Source organism: Pseudomonas sp. KB_12 (assembly GCF_052114545.1).
GTDB lineage: Bacteria > Pseudomonadota > Gammaproteobacteria > Pseudomonadales > Pseudomonadaceae > Aquipseudomonas > Aquipseudomonas brassicacearum.
Genome location: NZ_JBFREY010000006.1, coordinates 20,029 through 46,267 on the forward strand (window position 1 = coordinate 20,029; position 26,239 = coordinate 46,267).

The 26,239-nt window shown below is 61.1% G+C and carries 19 protein-coding genes; 10 read left to right on the forward strand and 9 right to left on the reverse strand.

The genetic code is table 11. From position 1 onward, the window contains the following. Positions 1–143 precede the first annotated feature (143 nt). The 3 genes from AB4Z20_RS04850 (at position 144) to AB4Z20_RS04860 (ending at position 3,780) form a co-directional block, all read left to right on the forward strand. Positions 144–2,006, forward strand: coding sequence for an ATP-binding protein (locus AB4Z20_RS04850; RefSeq protein ID WP_442089438.1), 1,863 nt, complete (start codon positions 144–146; stop codon positions 2,004–2,006). A gap of 92 nt (positions 2,007–2,098) precedes the next feature. Further along, on the forward strand, positions 2,099–3,331 hold the full coding sequence (locus tag AB4Z20_RS04855; RefSeq protein ID WP_253473861.1) for a porin: 1,233 nt from the start codon (positions 2,099–2,101) through the stop codon (positions 3,329–3,331). 11 nt (positions 3,332–3,342) lie between these two features. Then, entirely contained in the window at positions 3,343–3,780 is a 438-nt protein-coding gene (locus AB4Z20_RS04860) for a phosphate ABC transporter substrate-binding protein (RefSeq protein ID WP_442089439.1), read from the forward strand. Positions 3,781–3,789: 9 nt separating this feature from the next. On the opposite strand, the gene AB4Z20_RS04865 is transcribed toward AB4Z20_RS04860, so the two are convergent. Beyond that, positions 3,790–6,162, reverse strand: a complete 2,373-nt coding sequence (locus AB4Z20_RS04865; protein WP_442089440.1) for a bifunctional diguanylate cyclase/phosphodiesterase — start codon at positions 6,160–6,162, stop codon at positions 3,790–3,792. Positions 6,163–6,516: 354 nt separating this feature from the next. Here AB4Z20_RS04865 and AB4Z20_RS04870 point away from each other — a divergent pair, with 354 nt between their 5' ends. Both AB4Z20_RS04870 and AB4Z20_RS04875 read left to right on the forward strand, forming a co-directional pair. Next, positions 6,517–7,527 carry a response regulator gene (locus AB4Z20_RS04870; protein ID WP_214509328.1) on the forward strand — a complete coding sequence of 337 codons (1,011 nt, stop codon included), beginning with the start codon at positions 6,517–6,519 and terminating at the stop codon, positions 7,525–7,527. Positions 7,528–7,530: 3 nt separating this feature from the next. Then, positions 7,531–8,484 (forward strand): GGDEF domain-containing protein, encoded by a 954-nt coding sequence (locus AB4Z20_RS04875; RefSeq protein WP_253473852.1) that lies wholly within the window; start codon positions 7,531–7,533, stop codon positions 8,482–8,484. A gap of 200 nt (positions 8,485–8,684) precedes the next feature. Here AB4Z20_RS04875 and treA read toward each other — a convergent pair whose 3' ends face one another. Then, positions 8,685–10,313 carry an alpha,alpha-trehalase TreA gene (gene treA / locus AB4Z20_RS04880; protein WP_442089441.1) on the reverse strand — a complete coding sequence of 543 codons (1,629 nt, stop codon included), beginning with the start codon at positions 10,311–10,313 and terminating at the stop codon, positions 8,685–8,687. Positions 10,314–10,614: 301 nt separating this feature from the next. On the opposite strand from treA, the gene AB4Z20_RS04885 reads away from it, so the two are divergent. The 3 genes from AB4Z20_RS04885 (at position 10,615) to AB4Z20_RS04895 (ending at position 14,061) form a co-directional block, all read left to right on the forward strand. Further along, positions 10,615–11,625 carry a zinc-binding alcohol dehydrogenase family protein gene (locus AB4Z20_RS04885; RefSeq protein WP_442089442.1) on the forward strand — a complete coding sequence of 337 codons (1,011 nt, stop codon included), beginning with the start codon at positions 10,615–10,617 and terminating at the stop codon, positions 11,623–11,625. Between the two features lie 17 nt (positions 11,626–11,642). Continuing rightward, a complete protein-coding gene (locus AB4Z20_RS04890; RefSeq protein ID WP_442089443.1) occupies positions 11,643–13,169 on the forward strand; it encodes a UxaA family hydrolase in 1,527 nt (508 codons plus the stop codon). 178 nt (positions 13,170–13,347) lie between these two features. Then, on the forward strand, positions 13,348–14,061 hold the full coding sequence (locus AB4Z20_RS04895; RefSeq protein ID WP_214509323.1) for a FadR/GntR family transcriptional regulator: 714 nt from the start codon (positions 13,348–13,350) through the stop codon (positions 14,059–14,061). A gap of 213 nt (positions 14,062–14,274) precedes the next feature. On the opposite strand, the gene uxuA is transcribed toward AB4Z20_RS04895, so the two are convergent. The 6 genes from uxuA to AB4Z20_RS04925 form a co-directional block, all read right to left on the reverse strand. Further along, positions 14,275–15,462 (reverse strand): mannonate dehydratase, encoded by a 1,188-nt coding sequence (gene uxuA, locus AB4Z20_RS04900; protein WP_442089444.1) that lies wholly within the window; start codon positions 15,460–15,462, stop codon positions 14,275–14,277. 16 nt (positions 15,463–15,478) lie between these two features. Beyond that, entirely contained in the window at positions 15,479–16,936 is a 1,458-nt protein-coding gene (locus AB4Z20_RS04905) for a mannitol dehydrogenase family protein (protein WP_442089445.1), read from the reverse strand. 17 nt (positions 16,937–16,953) lie between these two features. Continuing rightward, the gene (locus tag AB4Z20_RS04910; RefSeq protein WP_253473838.1) at positions 16,954–18,246 is read right to left on the reverse strand and encodes an MFS transporter; all 1,293 of its coding nucleotides are present in this window, start codon (positions 18,244–18,246) and stop codon (positions 16,954–16,956) included. Positions 18,247–18,324: 78 nt separating this feature from the next. Beyond that, positions 18,325–19,356 (reverse strand): Zn-dependent oxidoreductase, encoded by a 1,032-nt coding sequence (locus AB4Z20_RS04915; protein ID WP_320390311.1) that lies wholly within the window; start codon positions 19,354–19,356, stop codon positions 18,325–18,327. A 54-nt stretch (positions 19,357–19,410) separates the two neighbouring features. Further along, positions 19,411–20,622 carry a D-mannonate dehydratase ManD gene (gene manD, locus AB4Z20_RS04920; RefSeq protein ID WP_060742694.1) on the reverse strand — a complete coding sequence of 404 codons (1,212 nt, stop codon included), beginning with the start codon at positions 20,620–20,622 and terminating at the stop codon, positions 19,411–19,413. Positions 20,623–20,626: 4 nt separating this feature from the next. Next, positions 20,627–21,628, reverse strand: coding sequence for a sugar kinase (locus tag AB4Z20_RS04925; RefSeq protein WP_442089570.1), 1,002 nt, complete (start codon positions 21,626–21,628; stop codon positions 20,627–20,629). A gap of 153 nt (positions 21,629–21,781) precedes the next feature. On the opposite strand from AB4Z20_RS04925, the gene kdgR reads away from it, so the two are divergent. Next, positions 21,782–22,564 (forward strand): DNA-binding transcriptional regulator KdgR, encoded by a 783-nt coding sequence (kdgR, locus tag AB4Z20_RS04930; protein ID WP_253473834.1) that lies wholly within the window; start codon positions 21,782–21,784, stop codon positions 22,562–22,564. A 657-nt stretch (positions 22,565–23,221) separates the two neighbouring features. On the opposite strand, the gene AB4Z20_RS04935 is transcribed toward kdgR, so the two are convergent. Further along, complete coding sequence (locus tag AB4Z20_RS04935; RefSeq protein WP_253473831.1) at positions 23,222–24,778, reverse strand: carbohydrate porin; 1,557 nt, start codon at positions 24,776–24,778, stop codon at positions 23,222–23,224. Between the two features lie 170 nt (positions 24,779–24,948). Here AB4Z20_RS04935 and AB4Z20_RS04940 point away from each other — a divergent pair, with 170 nt between their 5' ends. Further along, entirely contained in the window at positions 24,949–26,223 is a 1,275-nt protein-coding gene (locus AB4Z20_RS04940) for an ABC transporter substrate-binding protein (protein ID WP_214509315.1), read from the forward strand. Positions 26,224–26,239: the final 16 nt, after the last annotated feature.

Here is a 26,239-nt window from a genome sequence, read left to right on the forward strand (position 1 = left end):
GCCCATTGGTATGCAGAGTTTGTGGTCTATAGTTCCTGACAGATCCAGAGTTTCGCTCGGGCCATAGGTGCAACACCCCCTCGAGCCGTAACCGTGTCGGATGCCCACCAGCCTTCGGTAGTGAATAATGCAGGGAGCACACCATGCCGATCCAGCGGCCTGAGACACTGAGGTTGGCCCCTGGCCCTGCCCATCATGCAGAGATTGATGGCGATACCGAGGCCGGCGTGTTTCGGTTTGGCATCGACCAGGCCAAGGAAGCCTACATTCTGTTCCCGTTGCTGGCCGCGCTTCTGTTGCTGGCCATCTGGAGCGCGACCCTGTACCTGATCAAGGTTGAACATGCCCGCGCGCAGCAGAGCGCCGCGACGGCAAGTATGGAAATGGGCGCCACCTATGAAGCGCAAATGCTGCGCGCCATTCACGAAATCGATCAAACCCTCAAACTGGTCAAATACACCTACGAAGCTGAAGGTGAACCTAACCCCTTGCGCCGGCTCCAGGAGCGGGCCTTGTTGCCGCCGGCCTTGGTGTTTGACGTCAGTGTGGTCAGCCCGGACGGCAGGCTCGTGGCAAGCACGCGGGTCAACGAGCGGGAAAATATCGCGGACCCGGATGAGCAACAAACGCTGCGCCACAGTGACTCGCTGTCCATCAGCCATCCATGGAAAAGCCCTGTCACCGGGGAATGGCGCCTGCGCTTCAGTCGGCGACTCGACGCCGCGGATGGCGGGCTTTCCGGGATCGCCAGGGTCGAAGTCGATGCCGCCTACTTCGTCAGCAGCTACGACGCCTCGAAACTCGGCGACCAGGGTGCGCTCGGGCTCCTTGGCACCGACGGCATCTTCCGCGTACGGCGCACCGGGGAAACGGTACTGGCCGGCGATACGGTCGATTACAGCGCCGTGGTGCCAGACGCCGAAAACACCGACGCCGTGCTCTCGGTCAACGGATGGGACGGGGTGCGGCGCTACACCAGTGCCCGCCAGCTCTACGACTTTCCGTTGGCGGTGATTGTCGGCTTGTCCGAGCAAGAGCAACTGGCCGCGGTGAACCAGCAAGCGCGTACCTATCTCTGGCGCGCCGCGGGCGGCAGCCTGGTGCTGGTGTTGTTGGTGAGCCTGCTCGCCCGGATGAGCTGGCAACTGGCGCAGAGCCGTTTGCGCGCCGCCGAAGCCCAGACGCAACTGGCCGCGGCCGCCCGCCAGGCCGGCATGGCCGAAATCGCCACCAACGTCCTGCACAACGTGGGCAACGTGCTCAACAGCGTGAATATCTCCGCCGACATGGTCACCCGCAAGCTGCGTACCAGCAAGGCCTTGGGGCTCGGCAAGGCGGTGCAAATGATGAACGAGCATGCCGAGGACCTCGGCGACTTCATCTCCCACGACGAAAAAGGCAAGCTGCTGCCCGGCTACCTGAACCAACTGGTGGACGCGCTTGCGGTCGAGCAACAGAGCATGACCGAGGAACTTGGCCAGCTGACTAAAAGCGTTGACCACATCAAGGAAATCGTTTCCGCCCAGCAATCGTATGCGGGCACCTCTACCATTGCCGAAACCGTGCAGATAAAGGAACTGATCGAGGATGCCTTGCGCATGAACGCCAGCATCATCGCGGCGCGCCAGATAACCGTGGTACGAAACTTTGCCGAAACGCCCCTGCTGCTGCTGGACAAGCACCGGGTGCTGCTGATCCTGGTCAATCTGATAAAAAACGCCAGCAGGGCGATGGATGACAAGCCGGAGCTTGCTCATCAAATCATCCTTCAGAGTGAGATGCCCCAGGCAGACACCCTGGTGATCAAGGTCATCGACAATGGCGAAGGCATCGCGCCCGAGAACCTGACGCGAATCTTTGCCCATGGCTTTACCACGCGCAAGGATGGCCATGGTTTTGGTCTGCACAGCTGCGTCCTGGCGGCCATGGAGATGGGCGGTTCACTGGAAGCCCACAGCGATGGCCCGGGAACAGGGGCAACCTTTACGCTCAAATTGGCGATCTAGACTACGCTTCGGTGGGTGGTAGCGCGCAGCTTCAGCCAACGTTACAAGGAACAGACGAATGGCGATCCATGCAACGAGGTCACGTTGACCCTATGGCGACAAGACCCAAGACACTGGCCCTGGCCGTCATGACGCTGTATGCCGGCGGCGCCAGCGCCGACGCCGCCGATATGTTCTCGTTAAGCAGTTTCGGCACGGTGGGGATCGTCCATTCCAGCGAAAAAAGAGCCGACTTCACCTCCAGTATCTTCAAACCCAATGGCGCCGGTCATTCACGGAACTGGAGCGCCGATGTCGACAGCCTGATCGGTGCCCAACTGACCGCCACGTTCACCCCGCAGCTGTCGGCCGTGGTGCAGGTCATTTCAGAGCAGCGCTACGACAACAGCTACCGCCCCTTTGTCGAGTGGGCCAACATCAAGTACCAGTTCACGCCGGACTTCAACGCACGCATTGGCCGTACCGTATTGCCGACTTTCCTGGTCTCCGACACTCGAAAAGTGGGCTACACCCTGCCCTGGGTGCGGGCGCCCATGGAGGTCTACAGCCTGATGCCGATTTCCAGCAGCGACGGCATCGATGGCAGCTACCGGTTTCGTGTCGATGAAATCACCAATACCGTGCAGGCGCACTACGGCCAGAACGACACCCGTCAGCCTGACGGCGCCGGCAAGGCACTGACGAGAAATTTCTGGGGGGTCACCAACACCACCGAGTTCGGCGTCCTGACCACGCGCATCACCTTCATGAAAGCCGACCTGACACTGGAGCCGTTCAATTCACTCTTCGATACGTTCAGGGAGTTCGGTGCAGAAGGCATCGCCATCGCCGATCGCTACGACTCCGATGACACGCCCGTCGAATTCTTTGGAGTAGGCGCCAGCTATGATCCGGGCGATTGGTTCGTCATGAGCGAATGGGGACGTCTGGATAGCCGTTCCGGCCTGGGCAGGACCAGTGGCTGGTACATCAGCGGCGGGTACCGCGTTGCAGCGTTCACCCCCTATGTCACCTACGCTCGGTCCAAGACCGAAACAGAAGTCTCCAGCCCGGGCCTGACGGCTTCGGCCCTGCCACCGGCCCTGGCGGGGGTTGCCGAGCAGCTCAACGGTGCACTCAACTCTGTCCTGGGCTCAAACGAAGGCCAGCAGACCGTGTCCCTTGGCGTGCGCTGGGATTTCACCAAGAACATGGACGCCAAACTGCAATACGATCACACACGTTTCAAGGGCAACTCGGTCGGTCCGTTGATCAATCCCCAACCGGACTTCACGTCGGGGGGCTCGCTCAACGTCATCAGCCTAGCTGTCGATTTTGTATTCTGATGGAGCGGGCCATGGGGTTTGTGAGGCTCATCGGATTCACCGTAGCGGGGCTCGCGCTGTGCGCAGCCAGCGCCGCCGTCAAGGCCGAGGTGGTCGTGGTCGTCGCCACGTCCAGCCCGGTGAAAGCGCTCGCGCGCAATCAGGTGGCGGATATTTTCCTCGGCAAGACCAGTCGTTTCCCCGACGGCGGACAGGCAACTCCCATTGACCTGACGGAAGATTCGCCGACCCGCGATGAGTTCTACACAACGTTCACAAGCAAGTCCGCCGCCCAGCTCAAGGCGCACTGGTCGAAAATCATCTTTACCGGCAGAGGCCAACCGCCCCAGGCCGTTTCAAGCAGTGCGGAGGTCAAGAAGCGTATTGCAGAGAACTCCGGCACCATTGGCTATATCGATGCTCAGGAGGTAGACGGCAGCGTCAGGGCACTGCCGCTTGACCCGCAATAAGCGCGGGCCTTATTTATCGAGATCCGTGCCAGCCGCCTGGGCTTGCAGCAACACCTTGAACTGATCGGCAGGAACCGGTTTGTTGAAGTAGAACCCCTGGAATTCGTCGCAGGCATTGTCGCGCAGGAAATCGGCCTGCTCCTTGGTTTCCACACCTTGGGCCACCACGGTCAGGCTGAGGGTCCGGCCCATGGCAATAATGGCTTCGGTCAAGGCTTTGTCTTCCGACACGCTGCTGGTATCGCAGATACACGAGCGGTCGATCTTGATGACGTCGAGCGGAAACTGTTCGAGGGCAGAGAGCGAAGAATAGCCAATGCCGAAATCATCGACGGCGATGCGGACCTTCAAGTGTTTGAGCCCGGTCAACACGCTCAACGCTCTTTTGACATCCTGCATGAGCAGGCTCTCGGCGATTTCCAGCTCCAGCAGACGTGCATCCATACCGGTTTCGGCCAATATCTCAGCCAGGTCCGCAAGCAGGTTCTCATCGGCAAACTGCCGTGCCGTGAGGTTCACGGCGACCCCCAGGTGCGGCAATCCCTGTTGCTGCCACGCCACGTTTTGCTGGCAGGCGGTCTTGAGCACCCACTTGCCGATCGGCACGATCAAACCGGTCTCTTCCGCTACCGGGATGAATTGCATCGGTGCCACGATACCCAGGTCCGGATGATTCCAGCGCAGTAGCGCTTCCATGCCGGTAATGCGACCACTGCCGATATCTCGCTTGGCCTGGTAGTGAAGCTGGAACTCGTGGCGCTCCAGCGCGTGGCGCAAGCTCAGCTCCAGCGTCATCCGTTCCAATGAGTCCGCGTTCAGCTTCGCGGAGTAGAACTGGAAGTTGTTCTTGCCGCATTGCTTGGCCTGGTACATCGCGATATCGGCGTTTTTCTTGAGCGTCTGCTCGTCCAGGCCATCCTGTGGGAAGACACTGATGCCGACGCTGGCGGTCACCCGGAACTCCTGACCCTGGAGGTTGAAAGGCCGGGCAACGGCGCCAAGGATTTTCTGGGCGGTGGTTGCCACGTCCTTGTCATCGGACAGCTCTGGCAGCAGGATCACGAATTCGTCGCCGCCCAATCGGGCGACCGTATCGCTGGTGCGCAGACACGCCATGAGTCGCAGCGCGACCTCCTTGAGCAATTGATCGCCGGCATCGTGCCCAAGCGTATCGTTGACTTGCTTGAAGCGGTCGAGGTCAAGGAACAGCACCGCCAGTTGCCGATGATAACGACTTGCCTCGCCGATGCTCTGGCTCAACAGAATGCTGAACAGACTGCGATTGGGCAACGCCGTAAGGCCGTCGTGATAGGCCAGATACTCGACATTTTCGGCGTAGGCAATTTTCGCTTCGCCTGCGCGCAGACGGCTTTGCACCAGCTGCCAGCTCATCCGGGCAAGCAGCCCCGACAACAACACCAGCAACAGGCTGCCGCCGGCCGCGCGCCAGAGGTAGGTCTGCGCTTGTCGCGTCACTGTGGCCAGTTGTTCTTCTTCGGACAACCCGACGATCACCGCCAGCGGAAAATCGTAGAGCTGACGGGCGCTGGTGTAGCGCCGCACGCCGTCCATTCCGTTGATCAAGCGTACGGCGTCAGTGTTTTCGGTGTCCGGCACCACGGCGGCGTAATCAACCTCATCACCGGCCGATATCGCTTCCCCGCTGCGCCGTGCCCGAAAGACGCCATCGATGCCCAGCAGGCCGAGCAAGCCCTGATTGCCAAGCTTCGAGGTGTCATAACTGCTGACGAAATAGGCCGCATCGACTTCAACCATGGCGATCCCGGCGAATGCGCCAGCCCCCGTGTCGAGCCGCCGGCTGAAACGCAACTTCCACTCCCCCGTCGCCGGGCTTTTCCACGGGCGGCTGATCGACAGTGCAGTGTCACGCTCCACCGTTTGCAGCTCATCCTTGGCGAGCCGGTTTCCGACCTCGCTCGACTGGGTACTGGCCACGACCAGGCCACTGGCATCAACCACGCTGACATCAAACAAATAAGGTGAAGGCAGCAAGGCGCGTGCCTTGAGCTTGGGCAGCGGGTTTGTCTCGCGCTCGGACTCGTAGGTGTACTTGACGAGTTTGAGGGTCTGGTCGATTTCACGCACCGCCCGCAGGATCTGCGCTTCGTAGGTGGCGCCGATTTCCAGGCTCGCCTCGGCGATGCCCTGCTGCGCGCGGGTCTGTTCGACCTTGAGCAGGTACAGGGTGCCCGCCCAGATGACCGATAGCAGGAGAACCGCCAACAGCGGGAACAGAATGTAGGCTTCCTTGACCTGGTCGAAGCGGCGCCGAAACAGATCGCTTGTCGCATCGGACAAGGTGTTGTCACGAGGGGCGACATCCTGGGCCGACGTCAGTACACTCGCCCGTTGGATCGCCATGGTGTGCTCCCTGCGTTGTTCACTGCTGACGGCCCGCGGGTATCCGACGCGGCAACGCTGCGAGGCGTCCGTGGTTCCTGGCCGCCGGCACTGAAGGGTTCCGGACCTGCAGAAAACTATAGACCACAAACTGTACCTGCCAATACCCATCGGCACGCCGACCGTGGCTTTGCGCTGGTTGTAATGACGAAGTGCAGTTGACTCCCCTGACTTATTGGTCCAGTTTTTAATACAACAGTGCCCTGCAAGCCTTTCATGCAGGACGCAATGCCTGATAAATCCTGTTCGTTAATCAAAGGGCCCCTGCCAGCCTATGAATGATGTACGTAGGACCTCCCCTACCATTGAACGCCAATGGATGCCCCTGTGCCGTTGATTCCCCTGGTTGTGTGTGACGACTCCAACATGGCGCGCAAACAGGTGTTGCGCGCGTTGCCTGCAGACTGGCCGGTTTCGGTCACCGAGGCGGTCAACGGGCGCCAAGCGATGGACGCCATACGCCAGGGCCTGGGGCAAGTGGTGCTGCTCGACCTGACCATGCCGGAGATGGATGGCTACCAGGTGTTGAGCGCCTTGCGCGCCGAGGGCTTGAAGGCGCAAGTCATCGTGATTTCCGGTGACGTCCAGGACGAGGCGGTGCGCCGCGTGCTTGAGCTGGGCGCGCTGGCGTTCCTGAAAAAACCGTTCGACGAAAACGACCTGCGCCAGACTCTGGAGCGGCTGGGGCTAATGGCCCAAGCCAGCCAGGTGCCGCTGCAGAATCGTTCGGCCACGAACACGGCCATCAGTTTTCACGATGTGTTCCGCGAGACGGTCAACGTGGCCATCGGCCGGGCAGCGGCCCTGATCGCCAAGGTATTGGGGGTCTTCGTGCAGTTGCCGGTGCCGAACGTGAACATCCTCGAGGTCGGGGAACTGCATATGGCGCTCAACGACGTCGGCAGCTCCCAGCAACTCACGGCCATCTGCCAGGGTTTCATTGGCAGCGGCATCGCCGGCGAGGCCCTGCTGATATTCCATGACTCGGAAATCGCCGACATCGCGCAACTGATGCAGCGCGAGAGCGCCGATTATTCGGACCTGGAAATGTTGCTGGACCTTTCCAGCGTCTTGATCGGTGCGTGCCTGAGCAGCATTGCCGAACAGATCGATGTGGTGTTTTCCCAGGGCCATCCGCAGATCCTCGGCCAGCACGCGGCCATCGAGGACCTGATCCAGGTCAACCGCAAGCACTGGAAGAAGACCCTGGCGGTGGAAATCAGCTACAGCCTGGAAGGACACGATATTCGCTTCGACCTGTTGCTGCTGTTCACGGAAGACTCCATCGAACGGTTGACCCACAAACTCGCCTACCTGATGAGCTGAGCCATGAACGATCCCATCGATCTGAACGAATTTCACTGGTTGCTGGCCATCGTTCAGAGCATCGACGTCGGTGTCGTGGTGCTCGACCGCGAGTACCGCGTGCAGGTCTGGAACACCTTCATGGAGAACCGCTCCGGGGTGCAGCCCAAGGATGCTCACAATCAGCATTTTTTCAGCCTGTTCCCTGAAATCGATCGCCAATGGTTCAGCCGCAAGGTGGAAAGTGTCGCGACCCTGGGCACGCCAGCGTTCACGGTCTGGGAGCAGCGCCCGTACCTGATTCGGTTCAAGAGCTACCAGCCGATCACCGGCCAGGAAGCGTTCATGTACCAGAACACCACGCTGCTGCCGCTACGCTCGCCTGACAACACCATCAAGCACATCTGCCTGGTGATCTATGACGTCACCGACGTCGCCGCCAACCGGCATCAGCTCCAGGCCGCCAACGCGCAGCTGCAACAACTCTCCAGCACTGATCGACTGACGGGGCTGTACAACCGCGGGCATTGGGAGGCCAACCTGAAAGCCGCCTACGCCCGGCACCAGCGCTACGGCCATGCGTTGAGCCTGGTGATGCTCGATATCGATCACTTCAAGCGGGTCAACGACACCTACGGTCACCAGGCCGGCGACAAGGTCATCGAGCAAGTCGCCAGGCTGCTGCTCGAACATGCGCGCGACTCCGATGTGGTCGGGCGCTATGGTGGTGAAGAGTTTGGCGTGGTGCTTTCAGATACCGACAGCAGCGGTGCACTCACTTTCGCCGAACGCATGCGGCACTCCGTGGAGGCGCTGGAGGTGGTGTACAACGACCAGACCATCCGTTTCACCATCAGCCTGGGCGTGGCCGACCTGAGCCAGCCCTCGAACGACCACGCCGACCTGATCGCCAGGGCGGATCAGGCGCTGTATACGTCGAAGAAGACCGGGCGCAATCGGGTGACGGTGCATGAATAGCCAGGCCACAACGGCTCGCTGTGGCGAGGGGATTTTACGAAACGTCGCACCGCCCCGCTGGGCTCTGTAGGAGCTGGCGAAGCCTGCGATCTTTTGACCTTGATCTTTCCCTTCAGACTCAATTGGCAGTGGAATGATCGCAGCCTCGTTGCACTCGACAGCTCCTACACAGCGTTCGCTCCCACAGGGGCCGTTGGCATTTACTCACCCACAAGCCCTGGGGAAGCTTCGCCATATTTACCCAGCAGCTTTAGCGTCACCCCATTTGTCCAGCCGAAGCCGTCCTGCAGTTCATATTCGCCGCCTCCCCCGCCGTCTCCGCGCCCGGACAGATCGTATTTCTCCACCAGCTTGTTTTCCCTGTGGTAAAGGTTCTCGACCTGCTGCAAGAAGCGGCTGCCAATTTGCTGCGCCAGGGCGGTGTGCTGGTAGCGGTCCAGCCCCTCCACCGCGACCCATTGCAACGGTGCCCAGCCATTGGGCTCGTCCCATTGCTGGCCATTACTGACCTGGGTGGTGGCGATGCCGCCGGGGCGCAACAGGCCGTCACGTACCGCATCGGCAGTGCGATTGGCATGCTCGACAGACGCCAGCCCCGTATACAGCGGGAAAAGCGTCGCGGCCGTGAGCTGCTGGCGTGGCTGGTTGCGTTGCCAGTCGTAGTCCACGTAGAAACCTTTGTCGGCATTCCACAACTGCTTCTCGATGGCCCGCTGGCGCAGTTCGGCGCGCCGGTTGTAAGCCTGGACGCAGGGGCTGTTCTGCACCGTCTCGCAGGCTTTGGCGATGGTGTTTTCCAGATGATAGATCAGGCTATTCAGATCCACGGGCACGATGGCCGTGGTGCGAATGCTCGCCAGGTTCTGGCCATCGTCCAACCAGCGCGAGCTGAAGTCCCAGCCACTTTCGGCGCCAGCGCGCAGGTCTCGCCAGACCTCTTCCCTGGCCCGGTCCGGCGCCTGCTCGGCAGTGCGGACATCTTGCAACCACGATTCCTCTCGAGGCGTCGGGCTGGCATCCCAATAGCGGTTGAGCACACTGCCATCGGCGAGCTTGACCACGTGCCGCTCAGCCGTGCCGGGCTTGAGTGACTGGGCGCCCTCCATCCAATAGGCATACTCCTTCTGCAACTGCGGCAGGTATCGTCCATAGGCCTGGTCGCCCTCGATACGCGCCTGTAACTCCACCATGTAAGCAAAAAATGGCGGCTGCGACCGGCTCAAGTAGTAGGTGCGATTGCCGTTGGGAATGTGGCCGTAGGTGTCGATCATGTAGGCAAAGTTGTCGGTCATCTGCCGGACCTGGGCCTTATCACCGCTCTGCTCAAGCCCCAGCATGGTGAAATACGAATCCCAGTAATACATCTCGCGAAAACGTCCGCCGGGCACCACATAGGGCTGCGGCAGGGGCAACAAGCTGCTGTAGGCCGGCACCTGGCTGTAGGATCGACTCAGTACCGGCCAGAGGCTGTCGATGTGTGCCTCGATCGGAGCACCGGGCTTGGGTGCCGGGCTTTCGGCTTCACCGGATTCGATGAAGTTGTCTTTCACGAAAGCCTTGATATCGAAGCCATCGCGGTTACGTCGGGCCAGGTAATCGGCGAGGATCTGCGCTGGATCACGGTTGGGCAGTGCGTCCACGAAATGCTTCTGGTCAGTGAACACCTGCTCGCGTTGCACCGTTTCAAAGAGTTCGGGATAGGCTTGGTCGGGGGGGAGATTGGCCCGTCCTTGGGCGTCTGCGTAGCTCCATGTTGCGGGCGGTTGGCTTGAACAGGCCACGCACAGCAGCGCGGCAAAAGAGAGGCTGGCGAGGTTAATAGATCGCATCAGAGGGTCCATCCTGTTTTTGTTCCTGACACACGAGTGACCTGCCGGAATGGGCCTGGGTTCACTCAATGATGCAGTGCCGGGCGACGCTCAGATTGCATTTGGTCAGTCCAATCTATTTTTTTATTAATTGGTCTTGCCAATATTTTTTCCGGCCTGTAGTTTCGGAGCAAGGTCATCGGTGCAGGTCACTGCCCGCCTACAACAAAAAAGAGAGCCCCGGTCCCGGCAGCCGTGCACTCATAACCCTCCTCCCGCCTGCAGGCAGCCACTGCCTGCACGCCAGCCAAGGAGCATCGACATGCTGACTGTCATCTGTAACGAACCCGGCTCGTTAACCGCCATCGAACGTGAAAAGCCCCTCAGGAAACCGGGGGAGATCCTCATCCGGGTCAAGCGCGTCGGGGTCTGCGGCACCGATCTGCACATCTTCACCGGCAATCAGCCGTACCTCGAGTATCCGCGCGTCATGGGCCACGAGTTCTCCGGGGTTGTCGACGAGACGGACAGCGCCAGCGACCTCGCCATCGGTGATGTTGTCTATGTGATGCCCTACCTCTCCTGCGGGACATGTATCGCCTGCCGCGAGGGCAAGACCAACTGCTGCACCCGCATTCAAGTGCTGGGCGTTCATTGCGATGGCGCGTTCACTGAGTACCTGAGCGTTCCCCACGAATTCGTGCACAAGGCCGTGGGTGTTTCCCTTGATCAGGCGGCGATGATCGAGTTCCTGTCCATCGGCGCGCACGCGGTGCGGCGCTCAAATGTCCAGGCGGATAAACGCGCGCTGGTGGTCGGCACCGGCCCGATCGGCATGGCGGCGGCAATCTTCGCCAGCCTGCGTGGAGCACAAGTCACCGTCCTGGATACCCGTGAGGATCGTCTTGCGTTCTGCAAGCAACACTTGGATATCCACGCCGCCGTGCACATCGGCGAAGGCGACAAGCAGACCCTGGCTGAACTGACAGGGGGTGATTTTTTCGACGTGGTATTCGATGCCACCGGTAACGCACGGGCCATGGAACGCGGGTTCGAGTTCATCGCCCACGGCGGTACCTATGTGATGATTTCGGTGGTGCGGGACTCCATCACCTTCTCCGACCCTGAATTCCACAAGCGCGAAGCCACGCTGATGGGCAGCCGCAACGCCACCCAGGAAGACTTCCGCCACGTCGAGCGATGCCTGCGCGACGGATTGATTCCGGATGCGGCCCTGAACACCCACCGACTGACGCTGGGCGACGTGGCCGATTCGTTCGCCACATTGCTCGACCCCAGCCAGGGCGTCGTCAAAGCCATCATCGAGTGCTAGGAATCGGAGGACGTCGCATGAACCCGCCTTCTTCTTTGCTTGTGCTGGCACCGGGTGATGATGTCGCAGTGGCCCGGGGCGATATCGCCGAAGGTCAGCACGTGAGTGCCGACGGCATCACCCTGACCGCCCGGCAGCCGGTTCCGTCCGGCCACAAGATCGCCCTGCGCACGGTGTTGGCCGGCCAACGGCTGCTCAAGTACGGGCAGACCATTGGCCAGGCAACCCGGGACATCGAGCCCGGCGATTACGTCCACGTGCACAACCTGGACATGCCCGCCACCAATGCCGAACACCGTGTACGGAACGTCTATGTGCCCACCTCGTTGAGCGATGATCCCGCTACGTTCGAAGGCTACGTCCGTGAGGATGGGCGCGTCGGTACACGCAATTACATCGGTGTCATTTCCAGCGTCAACTGCTCGGCAACCGTCTGCAAGCACATCGCCAACGCCTTTTCTCCGGAACGCCTGAAAGACTTCCCCAATGTCGATGGCGTCGTTGCGATCACCCACGGCAGCGGCTGTGGCATGGGCGCCAAGGGTGAAGGCATCGACATCCTCAAGCGCACCTTGCGCGGCTATGCCGATCACGCCAACTTCGCCGGCGTGCTGTTGATCGGCCTGGGGTGCGAAGTCAACCAACTGACCCCGTTGATGAATGAACTGGGGGATCGCCGCGCTGTGCTCAAGGCCAGCCTGATCATTCAGGAGGAAGGCGGTACTCGCGAAGCCGTGCGCCGTGGCATCGCCCATATTGAAGCGATGCTGCCTGTCATCAACCAATACCAACGGTCGACCGTCGCCGCCAGCCACTTATGCGTCGGCTTGCAATGCGGCGGCTCGGATGGTTACTCGGGCATCACGGCCAATCCGGCACTCGGCGCGGCCGTGGACCTGTTGGTGCAGCATGGCGGCACCGCGATTCTTTCGGAAACGCCGGAAATCTATGGGGCCGAACACTTGCTGACGGCCCGCGCGGTGTCTGCCGAAATCGCGGAAAAATTGATGGAGCGGATCCACTGGTGGGAAGCTTACGTGCGCCACAACGACGGTGATATGAACAACAACCCTTCGCCGGGCAACAAGGCCGGGGGCATCACCACCATCCTGGAAAAATCCCTGGGCGCCGTGGCGAAAGCCGGTGCGACCGGGCTGATGGGCGTTTACCAATACGCTGAAACGGTCGATGCCCGAGGCCTGGTGTTCATGGACACGCCCGGCTATGACCCGGTGTCCGCGACCGGCCAGGTGGCGGGTGGCGCGAATCTCATCTGCTTCACCACGGGCCGTGGCTCGACCTACGGCTGCAAACCCACGCCCTCCTTGAAGATCGCCACCAATACTCGCCTGTTCCAACGCATGGAACTGGACATGGACTTCAACGCTGGTGGCATTGTCGATGGCCTGGAGTCGGTGGCGCAGGCGGGTGAGCGGTTGTTCCGACTGATGCTGGAGACGGCGTCCGGACACCGCACTTGCAGCGAGGAAAACGGCTTGGGCGATAACGAGTTCCTGCCCTGGCAAATCGGCGCGGTGATGTGAATGACGGAGTCACTGCAACCCTTCCCCTGTGGGAGCGAGCTTGCTCGCGAAAGCGGCGGTACATTCAGCATTGATGCAAGCTGACCCACCGCCTTCGCGAGCAAGCTCGCTCCCACATAAATGAACACCATCAAGCGCCTATGGTAGCCTTTGCGGACTCTCCGATGGACTCCCTCCCATGGTCTCACCGATCAACGCCGCCGAGCGAAAGCCGTACCAGAAAATCGCCGATCAACTGCGCAACTACATCGCCCAAGGGGATTTCAAGGCAGGCTCCAGGCTTCCCCCCGAGCGCGACCTGACCCAACTGCTGGGGGTTTCCAGGCCGTCGCTGCGCGAGGCGCTGATTGCCTTGGAAATAGACGGTGACATCGAGATCAAGATGGGCTCCGGCGTGTACGTGCGCGCCAAGCCCAAGGACGGAAAAAACCCGAGCATGACCTTGGGCGAGAGTCCGTCGGAACTGATGCAGGCGCGCGCCTTGATCGAAGGTGAATCGGTGATCCTGGCGTGTTTGCACGGCAAGAAAAGCGACTACCGCTATCTGCAGGAATGTATCGATGCCATGCGCGCGAGCATTGCCAATGGCCTGCCTCCGCTGGAGGATGACCGTCGATTCCATCAGCGCCTGGCCAAGATGAGCGGCAACTCCGCCCTGGTCCGGATCATCACTGCACTCTTTGATGAACGACACAACCCGATTTCGGCTCACCTGAGCAAACACTCGGAGAACGCCCTGACGTGGGAAGCTGCGGTCGTCGAGCATGAGGCGATCCTGCACGCCGTAGCCAACAAGGATGTGCTCGGCGCCCAAACTTCGATGCGCCAGCATCTGAGCCGCTCGGAGAACCGTTGGCTGCAAGCGCTGGAACCGGAAGACAGCCGCGACTAAGCCTGCGGTTTGGCTTTTGTGGCGAGGGAGCTTGCTCCCGCTGGGTTGCGCCCCGTAGGAGCTGTGTAGGAGCTGTGTAGGAGCTGTCGAGTGTAACGAGGCTGCGATCTTTCCACTGCCCATTGAGTCCAGAGCGAAAGATCAAGATCAAAAGATCGCAGGCTTCGCCAGCTCCTACAGAGCCCAGCGGGAGCAAGCTCCCTCGCCACGGGGTTAGTGCGCTACTTGACTCAGTTGTCGACGCACAGCCAGCTCCACGCCGCGGATTTCCGCCAGGCCCTTGAGACGGCCGATCAGTGAGTAGCCGGGATTGCTTTTGCGCTGTTGGCCGTCCAGCAGTTGATGCCCATGGTCGGGACGCAGCGGCAAGCGCGGGCCGCCTTCGCGCTCACGTCGGTGCTCTTCAGCCACCAGGGCAGCGATGACGCCGACCATGTCGACGTCGCCGTCCAGGTGATGGGCTTCATGGAAGCTGCGTGGGTCGGTTTCCCGGCGGGTTGAGCGCAGATGGGTGAAGTAGATGAACGGCGCAAAGTGCTTGGCCATCGCTACCAGGTCGTTGTCTTCACGCACGCCATAGGAGCCGGTGCAGAACGTCAGGCCATTGGCCGGGCTTGGAGCTGCGTCCAGCAGCCACTGGGCGTCTTCGGCAGTGGAGAGGATGCGGGGCAAGCCGAGCAGCGCCCGGGGCGGGTCGTCCGGGTGGATCGCCATGCGCACACCCACCTCCTCCGCGACGGGGATCACCGCGCGCAGGAAATACCCCAGGTGTTCGCGCAACGTGGCCTCGTCGATGTCGGCGTAGGTACGCAGCAAGTCACGGAAGTTGTCCAGGCTGTAGTGTTCCTCGGCGCCGGGCAAGCCCGCGATCAAGGTGTTGACCAAAGCTTCGCGGCGGGCCGGCGTCAGTTGTTCGAAGTAGGCCCTGGCCTGCTGGATATCTTCGGCGCTGTATTCGGCCTGCGCAGCGGGGCGCTGGAGGATGAACAGATCGAAGGCGGCGAATGCGGTCTGATCGAAACGCAGTGCCCAGCCACCATCCGCCAGTTCATAGGCCAGGTCGGTACGGGTCCAGTCCAGCACCGGCATGAAGTTGTAGCAGACGATATCGATGCCGCAGCTCGCCAGGTTGCGCACGCTTTGCTGGTAGTTGGCGATGTACTCGTCGCGCCGTCCACAGCCGCGCTTGATGTCTTCGTGCACCGGAATGCTTTCCACCACCGACCAGCTCAAGCCGGCCGCTTCGATCATCTGCTTGCGCGCCGCGATGGCCTCCACTGGCCAAACCTGGCCATTGGGGATTTCGTGCAGCGCGGTGACGATGCCGGTCGCACCGGTTTGGCGAACGTCCGCCAGGGAGATCGGGTCTTTGGGGCCAAACCAACGCCATGTCTGTTCCATGTTCTTCTCCTTGTTATCAGTTGGGTGCGGCAAGGGGGGGCAACAGGCTGTCCACACCATCGCGGACCAGGGTGCGATAGGCACGGTGCACGGCATCGCGAAACTCTGCGCGAGCCGCCAGCTGCGGCGGGAAGACCTCATCCAGGTCGAGGAAAGCATTCACCCGCGATGCGCCTTCGAAACGTCCCGCAAGATCGGCAAAGGTTGCGCTCAGCGGGTCGTCGATCACGTGCATCGACTGACCACGCAACGGCTGCGTGCAGTAGTGAATCCAGGCCGCAATGCCCAGGGCGGTACAGTCAATGCTGCGCCCTTGGTCGAGCAATTGCTGCGCGCCGAGCAACCAGCGTTGCGGCAGTTTCTGCGAGCCGTCCATGGCGATCTGGCGCAAGCGATGTTGCAAGCTGTCGTTGGCAAAGCGCGCCCGCAGGTCGTGGGCATACACCGAAAGATCGAGACCAGCCGGCATGTCCAGGGTGGGTGCGGCTTCCTCGGCCATGTAACGCTCGATGAGGCGCGCCAGCTTCACGTCGCTGACGGCTTCGAAGACCGACTCATGACCGGCCAGCAACCCCACGTAGGCCAGCAATGAATGACTGCCATTGAGCATGCGCAGCTTCATCGTTTCAAACGGACGCACGTCGTCGACCATCTGCACGCCTTCCACTTCCCAGTCCGGGCGGCCGAGGGGAAAGTGATCCTCGATCACCCACTGGCTGAAGCTTTCACAGACCACTGCCGCACGGTCGTGGCAGTCCAGTTGTTGCTCCAACCGGCGGAAGGACTCGTCGTCCATGGCCGGCACGATGCGATCGACCATGCAGCTGGGAAACGCCACCTGCTGCTCGACCCACTGCGCCAACGCCTCATCCTGCAATGCGGCCAAGGCGCTGACCGCCTGGCGGGTGCGCTGGCCGTTATCGGGCATGTTGTCGCAGCACAATACTGTGAAGGCCGGGATGCCTGCCGCGCGACGGCGACGCAGGGCTTCTAGGACAATGCCGGGGGCCGAGCGTGGCGTTTGTGGATGCGCGATGTCATGGGCAATCGTCGGATCTTCGCGGCGCAACTGCCCGGAGGAAGGGCTCAGGCAGTAGCCCTTTTCTGTGACAGTGAGCGTGACGATCCGCGTTTGCGGCGCGGCCATGCGTTGCAGCAAATGCTCCAGCTCTTGACCGCCCTCGCCCACATACAAAGCCTGGCGCAACACCCCGATTTCACGCAGCGTCACCTGCTCACGGTCGCGGTACTCGGCCACATGGTAGCGGCCGTCCTGCTCGCGCAATTGCTCGACCAAGGTGCGATTGGAGCGCAGGTTGGCACTGCACAATCCCCAGTCACTTTCGCCATGGCGATTGAGATGGCGTTGCAGGTAGACCGCCTGGTGCGCGCGGTGAAACGCGCCCAGGCCCAGGTGCACGATACCGATCTGCATTGCAGTCCCGGTGCAAGGTACACGTTTCACAACAGGCATCGACTCACTCCTTCTGTTCAGGGATGGCCCAGGGCCGAAGCGGGTTGCGGGTTTTGTTCCGCCGCCTTGCCGGTATCGGCCACCGACAGCGGTTTCACGTAGCGCGCCACACACACGGCACCGATCACGGTCAGCAGCCCCGCCAGCAGGAATGCACTGGTGAACGAGCCGGTGAACTGCACCAGGAAACCCGTCAGGGTCGGGCCGACAATGCCCGAGGTGTTCGCCAAAAAGTGCATGAAACCGCTGACGCCGCCCACCCGCGCCGCCGGGACGGTGTCCTGGATGATCGCCCAGTAGATGGCGCCGGTGAGGTATAGGAAGAACACCGCCAAAGCGACGAGGATGACCGCCGGATACAGGGTCTTGACCATCCCCGCACAGGCGATGCAAACGGCGCAGGCCAGCAGGCAGGTCACCAGCACCACTTTGCGGGAGAACATCATCTTTCCGGTTTTCTTGAACACAAAGTCGGAGATGAAACCGCCCAAAGCCAGGCCGAGGAAACCCAGCACCCAGGGAATGACCGTGGCGATGCTCATGTCCTTGACGTTCAGGCCGTGGGCCATGGTCAGGTAGCTGGGGAACCAGGTCAGGAAGAAGAACAAGGTGTAGTTATAGGAAAAGAACGCCAGGGAGGTGAACAGCACCGTTGGCTGCTTGAGATAGAAGCGCAGTGGGAATACCGGTTGTGCCGCCAACTCGCTTTGCCCCTCGGCCCGCAGAATCTCCTCGGCGCCCTCGCCTTCTGGCCTTTCCTTGACGAATTTGAACCATACCGCGGCCCAGACCAGACCGATTACCATGATGATGATGAACGACATCTTCCAGCCGTAGGTGACGGCGATAAAGCCCACCACCGGCCCGGAAATCGCCCCACCCAGCGGCGTGCCGGACATCGACGTACCAATCGCCCGCGCCCGGCGCTTGGGGGTGTACCAGTTGTTCACCATCTTGCTGGTGGTGACACTCAGCGGTCCTTCACCCATGCCGAACAGGATGCGAATGAGCACCAGCGAAGCGAAGCCCACCGTCAACACGGTGAGACCGCTGAACAGCGACCACAGCACCATCGCCAACAGCAACGTGGTCTTGGCGCCGTAACGGTCGGCAGCCCAGCCGCCGATGAAGTTGAAAGCAGCATAACCGACGAAAAAACTACTGAAGATCATGCCCATCTCACCCGTACTCAGACCGTAGTCCTTCTGGATGAAAGGCGCCGCCACAGACAATGCCGAGCGGTCGAGGTAATTGATGACCCCGGCCAGGAACAGCATGATGATGATTAAGCTACGTCCTTGACCAAACATGGTGGAACCTCCCGCTTGTTGTGTTTATTCGGTGAGGGTGCCCATGACAGGCACGATGAAACCGGGGGTACAGACGGCTCAGGGATGGGCGTTCGTCAGTTCCACCAGCACTTTTCGGGTTTGCTCGGGATGTTTTTCGATCAGGTCGATGGCGCCGGGCATTTCGTCGAAGCTGACGCGATGGCTGATCAGGTCCTGGACCTGCAACTTGCCATTGGCGATCAGTTCGATCACCCGCGGGAACTTGCGGTTATTGAGCCGCGAGCCCACCAACGTGAGTTCCTTCTTGATCATTTCCAACTGCACCAGATCACTGGGCGTGGCATTGAAGCCCAGCAACCCGATGCGCCCGGCCGGCGAAGCCAGGCGCACCATCTGCGGCATCAAGGCCGGGATGCAGGCAGCGTCGACAATCAGCGGCACGCCTTCACCCTGGGTTAATTCACGCATCGTGGCCTCGACGTCGACTTGCTGGCCGTTGAGGGTTCGGCTGGCACCCAGGGCCCGCGCCGTCTCCAGGCGGCTGTCGATGACATCGGTCACGGTGATGTCGGTCAATCCCAGCGCCCGGGCCATCTGCACCAGGGTCAGGCCGATCACCCCGGCACCGTAGATCAACACGCTGTCGCCCGGATGGGGCTGCATGCGATCGAGCACGTTCAGGGCAATGGAATATGGCTCAACCAGGGCGCCGTGGCTGAGGGACATCGAATCGGGCAAGCGGTGGGCGTTCTCGGCCGGTACGCAAACCTGCTCGCTGAAGCCGCCGTCGCGATGCACGCCGATCACTTGCAGTCGGGTGCAGACATTCGGTCGGCCAATCCGACAGGGGTAACAGGTGCCGCAACTGATCACCGGATCGACGCACACCCGGTCACCCACTTGCAGGTGGTCGACGCCCTCGCCGACTTGCCGGACTACCCCGGAGAACTCATGGCCGGTGACACGGGGGAAACGCACGAATGCGTTCTGCCCATGAATGATGTGCATGTCCGAGCCACAGATGCCGGCGTAAGCCACATCGACCTGGACCTCGCCATGGGCGATCTGCGGTCGGTCGACCTGGGCCAGCCCGAACTCGAAGGGTGCTCTTACCTGGAACGCTTTCATCGGGTCACTCCTGACGGGACATTCGCCCCGTTTGCTCAAAGGGTTAAAACCGTTTCACCAATGCCACAGCGTGCCGTCTTCAAGACGGTTGACCGGCAGGCTGGCGCGCTTGTAGGGGTATTGGCGGGCAAGGTCTTCATCGATGTCGACGCCATGCCCCGGTGTTTCGCCCGGCGTGAAGTGGCCATCCTCGAAGCGATAGGCGTGGGGAAAGACTTCATCGATGCGGTCTTCGTGAGGCATGTGTTCCTGAATGCCGAAGTTGGGTACCCAGGTATCGAAATGCAGGGCCGCGCCCATGCACACCGGCGACAGGTCGGTGGCGCCGTGAAAGCCGGTCCGCACCTGGAACAGCGCGGCGAAATCGGCAATACGCCGCACGTGGGTAATGCCGCCGGCATGCACCAGCGTCGTGCGGATGTAGTCGATCAATTGTTCCTGGATCAACTCGCGGCAGTCATGGATGGAGTTGAACACCTCGCCAACGGCCAACGGTGTGGTGGTGTGCTGGCGAATCAGGCGAAAGCTCTGCTGGTTTTCGGCCGGCGTGCAGTCTTCCAGCCAGAACAGGTTGTACGGCTCCACGGCCTTGCCCAGACGCCCGGCTTCGATAGGCGTCAGGCGATGGTGCACGTCGTGGAGGATATGCAGGTCGTCGCCAAAGCGTTCGCGCACGGCGGCGAATAGCTTGGGGACGTAGTTGAGGTATTTGGCGGTGTCCCAGACGTGTTCGGCGGGCAGGTCGCTGTCGGCCGGCTCGTAGCGCTCGCCACTGCGCTTGGCGACGCCGTAGGTGGTGGCAATGCCGGGCACACCGCATTGCACACGCACGGCTTTATAGCCCAGCTCGACGTGACGGGCGACTTCGTCCAGGCACCCTTCGATGTCCTTGCCGGTGGCGTGCCCATAGACCATCACCCGCTCGCGGCTCTTGCCACCGAGCAACTGGTACAACGGCATGTTCGCGGCCTTGGCCTTGATATCCCAGAGCGCCACGTCGACGGCGGCAATGGCGGTCATGGTCACCGGCCCCCGGCGCCAGTACGCACCGCGATACAGGTACTGCCAGATGTCCTCGATGCGGTGGGCGTCGCGGCCGATCAGCGCAGGCAGCACGTGCTCCTCCAGATACGCGACCACCGCCAGTTCGCGGCCATTCAACGTCGCATCGCCAATGCCGTAGAGGCCTTCATCGGTGACGATTTTCAAGGTGACCAGGTTGCGACCCGGACAGGTCACGATGACGCGCGCTTCAACAATTTTCATAAAGTCAGACCTGTGCAACAGAAGGGAGTGAGGACGTGCCCATGTTCGGCATCGCCGCCAGGGGAATCAGCGCCCCCCGGTATTGGACGACCTGGGCAGCCAGGCGATGGCCCCAGCGGGCGGCTTGCTCTGGATCGCCGCCGCGCAGGCGGCAGGCCAGGTAGGCGGCGTTGAACGAATCACCGGCAGCTGTGGTGTCGATGACATGGGTAACGGTTTGCGCGGGCACTTCGAAACGCCCTGTCGGGCACTGGATCAAGCAGCTGGCGGCGCCGCGCTTGAGGGCCACTTCGCGGATTCCCGCCTGGGCGTAGGCATTGAACAAGGCCTGCGTGTCGGGATAGCCGAACAGGGCCGCGTCATCTTCCCAGGTGACCAGGGCCAGGTCGGTCAGCTGCAACAGGTCGCGGTAGGCCTGCCGGGCCGTTTCAGGATCGGGCCAAAGGTGGGGGCGGTAGTTGTTGTCGAAGACGATGCGCGTGCCGGCTCGGCGCGCCAGGAGCAAGGCCTGGATCAGGCGTTGGCGCCCTTCTGGCGTGAGGATCGCCAGGCTGATGCCGCTCAGGTAGACGTAGTCGTAATCGGCCAGCGCATCAAGCATGGCCTCTGCCTCGGGGCCCTCGAACATGCGCCGCGCCGCCGCTTCCCCGCGCCAGTAGAGGAAACGCCGTTCGCCGTGGGGATCGGTCTGGATGAAATACAACCCCGGCAGCGCGTCTTCGATCACGCGGACATGGGCATCACCTATCCCTTCATCCAGCCAGGACCGGCGCATGGCAACGCTGAATGCATCGCTGCCCACGGCCGTCATGTAGTCCACGGCCACTGCGCCACGCAAATTCAATCGGGCCAGGTAGACCGCGGTGTTGAGCGTATCGCCACCGAAGGTCTGCATGATCGCGGCACCCGGTTCACCGCGCATCTCGATCATGCATTCCCCCACCAACGCCACCTTCAGCGGGCGGGCGAAGCGGGTCTCTGGGTCATGGTTAAGCGTTACATCCATAATCAACGCGCCTTTCTTGTTTTTAAAACGGCGTTTCATTTTTATCTCAAGGCCCGAGTCTAGTCAGATTTGCCGCCTCGTCAAGCAAAAATGAAACAGCGTTTTGTTCTGCTTGCGTATATCCTTGGGTTTTACTTTCACGTTGGAGCCTTCATGGACAACAGCGTCATTCCAAACAACGATCTGGTGTCGGCGGTGGGCCGGACCATGGCCGTGCTCGAGGCACTGGCCGAGCATCCGGAAGAAAGCGGCGTCTCGGAAATCGCCAACAAGCTGGACATGTCCAAGGCGACGGTCTATCGCTTCTTGCAGTCGCTCAAGGCACGTGGGTATGTGGTGCAGGACGCCGAGGATCGCTATCGCCTCAGCGTCCGGCTGTTTGAACTGGGGGCCCAGGCCTTGCCCCACCTGGACATCGTCCGGGAAGCGGAGCCGGGCATGCGACGGATCAACGAGCTGACCGGCGAGACCGTCCACCTGGGGATTCTCGACGAAGGCAGCATCGTCTACGTGCACAAGATCGACTCCAAGTACAACCTGCGCATGTACTCGCGGATCGGCCGGCGGGCGCCGTTGTACTGCACTGGCATCGGCAAGGTGCTGATGGCCTGGCTTGAAGAAGACGAATTGCTCGCTCACCTGGAGCTGGAAAGTTTCGAGCGCCGTACGGCCAATACCCTGACCAGCGCCGAGGCGTATCTGCAAGAACTGGAGACCGTTCGCCAGCAAGGCTATGCCGAGGACCATGAAGAGTTCGAAGACAACATGCGTTGCCTGGCCGCACCGATCCGCGACCGTTTTGGCCATGTGATCGGCGGGATGAGCGTTTCATTTCCCTGTTTTCGCTTCAGGGAAGAGTTGAAGCAGGACTACGTCAAGCAACTGATGCAAGCCACCCAACAGATCTCAAGCCAGTTGGGCTGGCATGCGCGGTAATGGCCGTCGACAACCCCGTGGCGAGGGAGCTTGCTCCCGCTGGGCCGCGAAGCGGCCCCAAAACCTGCCGAATGCGCAGCATCAGACACACCGCACCCGCCGGTTCACGACTGCTTCGCAGCCGAGCGGGAGCAAGCTCCCTCGACACAGGGGGCTTGGGTGTTCATGAGCTTTGCATTCAGCGCAGGACCATTGTGTGCGGGGTACGGCAGGAGAGATAGGTCGGCTGTCAGGCCGCCTCGCGAGCAAGCTTTGCTCCCACAGCTCGGATGGGTGTACGACCGAAAAGAGCCAGGTCGGCTGTCAGGCCGCCTCGCTTTTGCTTTTGATCTGGAGGCCCCGTTAACCACGATGGCCGAACACAGGCATTGTGGAGTGGGCATCCCGGCATGGATGCCGGGATAGCCGCGCTGGGCCATGGATGGCCCTTCGCGGCGGCCCACGGAGCAATGCCTTCGTTCAGGAATGCCGAGCCTAGGCGAGGCACCGAGTGGTGGGGCAAGTCTTTTTTGCTTACTTTTCTTGGCGTCTGAAAAAAAGTGAGCCGCCGTAAGGGCGGCCCCCTAAGTAGCCGTTACCGCAGCAACGGATATGTACCCGGTCAACAAAATCCATGTCGACTGACACCCCACCATCTCAGGCTTCAACTGGCCGGCATCAGAACCAGGTTTCCATCTGGATGCCGTACTGCCAGACACCGCCGGCGTTGAAGTCAGTCTTGCCGAAGGAGTCCGTGGTGCTATACCGGTCCAGGTCCGACGACCAGTTCATGACGCTGGCGAACAGGCGTAGCTCAGGACGCGTGAGCAGATCGCCCAGGTCGGGCTTGAAGGTTGGGGCGACCGTGAACTTCCAGAAGTTGCCGTCGACCGCATTGCGTTGCAGGTAGCCCTTGGGGTCCAGCTTCATGGTTTGCCAGCTCATCTCGTAGGCCATCTCGAAATTGCTGTTGATTTCATTGGCCAACCGCACGTTCAGGGTCATCCAACGGTAATCGTCGCCCTTGACGTAGCGGTCCTTGCTTTGCTCAGCCAGCAGGCTCGGGCCAATGCGCCAGTCGGACGCCAGGGGCGTTTCGCCGTACAGCGCCAGGCGCACAGCGCGGGCGTCGTCAATCAGCTCGCCATCCGAGCCGACGTTCTTGACCTCAGCCCCCAACCCCTGCCCATAGAGCAGCGCCGTCTTGAAGAAGCCTTCGCGGCCGAAGAAGTTTTTCTGGTGATTGGCGATCATGCTGTGCAAGCCGGAATCGGCCGGCGTCAGCCCCGCTTCATTGGTACGGGTCGCAAAGTCGTTTTTCTTCGAGCCGATGGCGTTGAACATCCACTGCCACTGGCCACCGTCGAAAAACTGGTTGGACGTCAGGATATAGCTTTCCACATCGGCATTGACGCCGCCCTCACTGAAATCCCCGTAGTTGCGACCGATCAAGGAGTAGTTCGAGCGCCAGTTCTTGTTCATCTGTATATCGTAGATACCGCCACCGGTGCCGGCCAGATAGACAACGTCGGAGTCCAGCCAGTGGATGTCGAAATTGTCCCTGTCGAAGCGCTTGCCGGCCCACAGGGTGGAGTTTTCGAACATCGAGTTGCCTTTGAATGCCGCGAGGTGATCGAGTTCGGTAAACACCTGGCGCACGTTCAGGTTGCTTTCATCGGCGGTCCAGTCGTTGGAGCTCTCCACACCATCGGCGATGGACACCGTGAACTTGGAGTGGGTGCCGTTCTGCGCGTACTGCTCTTTCGACAGGTCGATACGCATGTAGGTGTCGTCCTCGTTGCCGAGTCGACCGACAGCGCCCCCCACAGAACCGGCTGGAGTGGTGTACGGACCGCCACGACCACCGCCCAACGCATCATTGATCAGCAACCCGGAGCGGGCATAGCCCTTGAAGCTGAAGCCGTCGGTAAGATGTGCGCCACTGCCCTGCTTCTCTGTGCTTTGCTGGCTGGCTTCGAGTTTTGCCAAGCGAGCATCGAGCGTGGGGACCGTAGCGGCGGACGCCACCGGTTGCATGGTGGGCGTGGCGAGTTTGAGTTGCTGCAATTCCCTGGCGAGTGCCTGGGTTTGCTGTTCGGCGGCGGCGGCGCGTTTTTCCGCTGCGCTGGCACGCGCCTCGAACGCGGCCATGCGCTCTTCCAGAGTCGCGGCCTGAGAAGTGGTCGCCGCGGCGCCGAGTACGCCTGCGAGTAGCCAGCTTGATGCTTTCTGCATATGGATTTTCCCTGTTTTGTTTTTATTGTTCTGCTGCCGCGACCGACCTTTTTCGCCCAGGTTCCGAATTGTCAAACCAAAGGAAAAAAAGGATGCCTCATCGCAAATACACTGCTACATTTGGCGATGTTAACGTTAACTTTTCTAAAAACAAAAATAAAGAGGGCTTTATGAAACAGCTCAAATCGATCCTTCCAGCAGCACTGCTCGGCCTGTGCGTCGGGTTTCCATCCCTCTCCACAGCCGCCAGCCTGACGATTTCCTGCGGTGCCGTGGGTGCTGAATTGCAACTGTGCAAGGAGGCCGTCGAGGCGTGGTCGAAGCAGACCGGCAACAGCGTCGAAGTGGTTTCCACACCTAACTCGGCAACCGAACGGTTGTCGTTCTACCAACAGATCCTCAGTGCGCAATCCAGCGACATCGACATCATCCAGATCGACATGGTGTGGCCGGGGATGCTTGCCAAACACTTGATGGACCTGCGCGAGGTGCTTCCTGCCAACGCGACCCAGGGTTACTTCCAGGCCCAGGTGGACAACGCCACGGTAAACGGGCGCCTGGTGACCATGCCGTGGTTCACCGACTCGGGGCTGCTGTATTACCGCAAGGACCTGCTCGAGAAGTACAACAAGCCCGTACCCCAGACCTGGGAAGAAATGACCACGACTGCCAGGGCTGTCCAGCAGGGCGAACGCGATGCCGGGAACGCCAATGCCTGGGGTTATGTATTCCAAGGGCGCGCCTACGAAGGCCTGACGTGTAACGCACTGGAGTGGATCAGCAGCCAGCCGCAAGGCGGGCTGGTCAATCCGCAAGGCGACATCGTGGTCAACAGCCAGGCCTCAAGGGCCGCATTGACCCTGGCCAAAAGCTGGGTGGGAGACATCTCCCCGCGTGGCGTACTCAACTACACCGAGGAAGAAGGACGCGGCGTCTTCCAGTCGGGCAATGCATTGTTCATGCGTAACTGGCCTTATGTCTGGGCCCTGGTGCAAAGCCAGGACAGCGTCGTGAAGGACAAGGTCGGCGTCGCTCCCCTGCCCCGCGGCGGCGAGACGGGCACCCATGCGTCCACTCTCGGCGGCTGGGGCCTGGCGGTGTCGCGCTACAGCGCCAACCCCAAGCTCGCCGCAGAACTGGTGAGCTACCTGAGCAGCGCCCAACAGCAGAAACACCGCGCCCTGGTGGGTGCCTACAACCCGGTGATCGAATCGCTGTATCAGGATCCCGAGTTGCTCGCGGCCATGCCGTACTACAGCCAACTGCGCAGCATCCTCAATGATGGGGTCATGCGCCCTGCTTCAATCACCGCCGACCGCTATCCACGGGTCTCCAATGCGTTCTTCGATCAAGTGCACGGCGTGCTGGCGGACGAACGGCCGGTCGACCAGGCGCTGGCCGAACTGGAAAGCGAACTCACGCGCATCAAACGCAGGAACTGGTAAGCCACAAGGAAGGAAA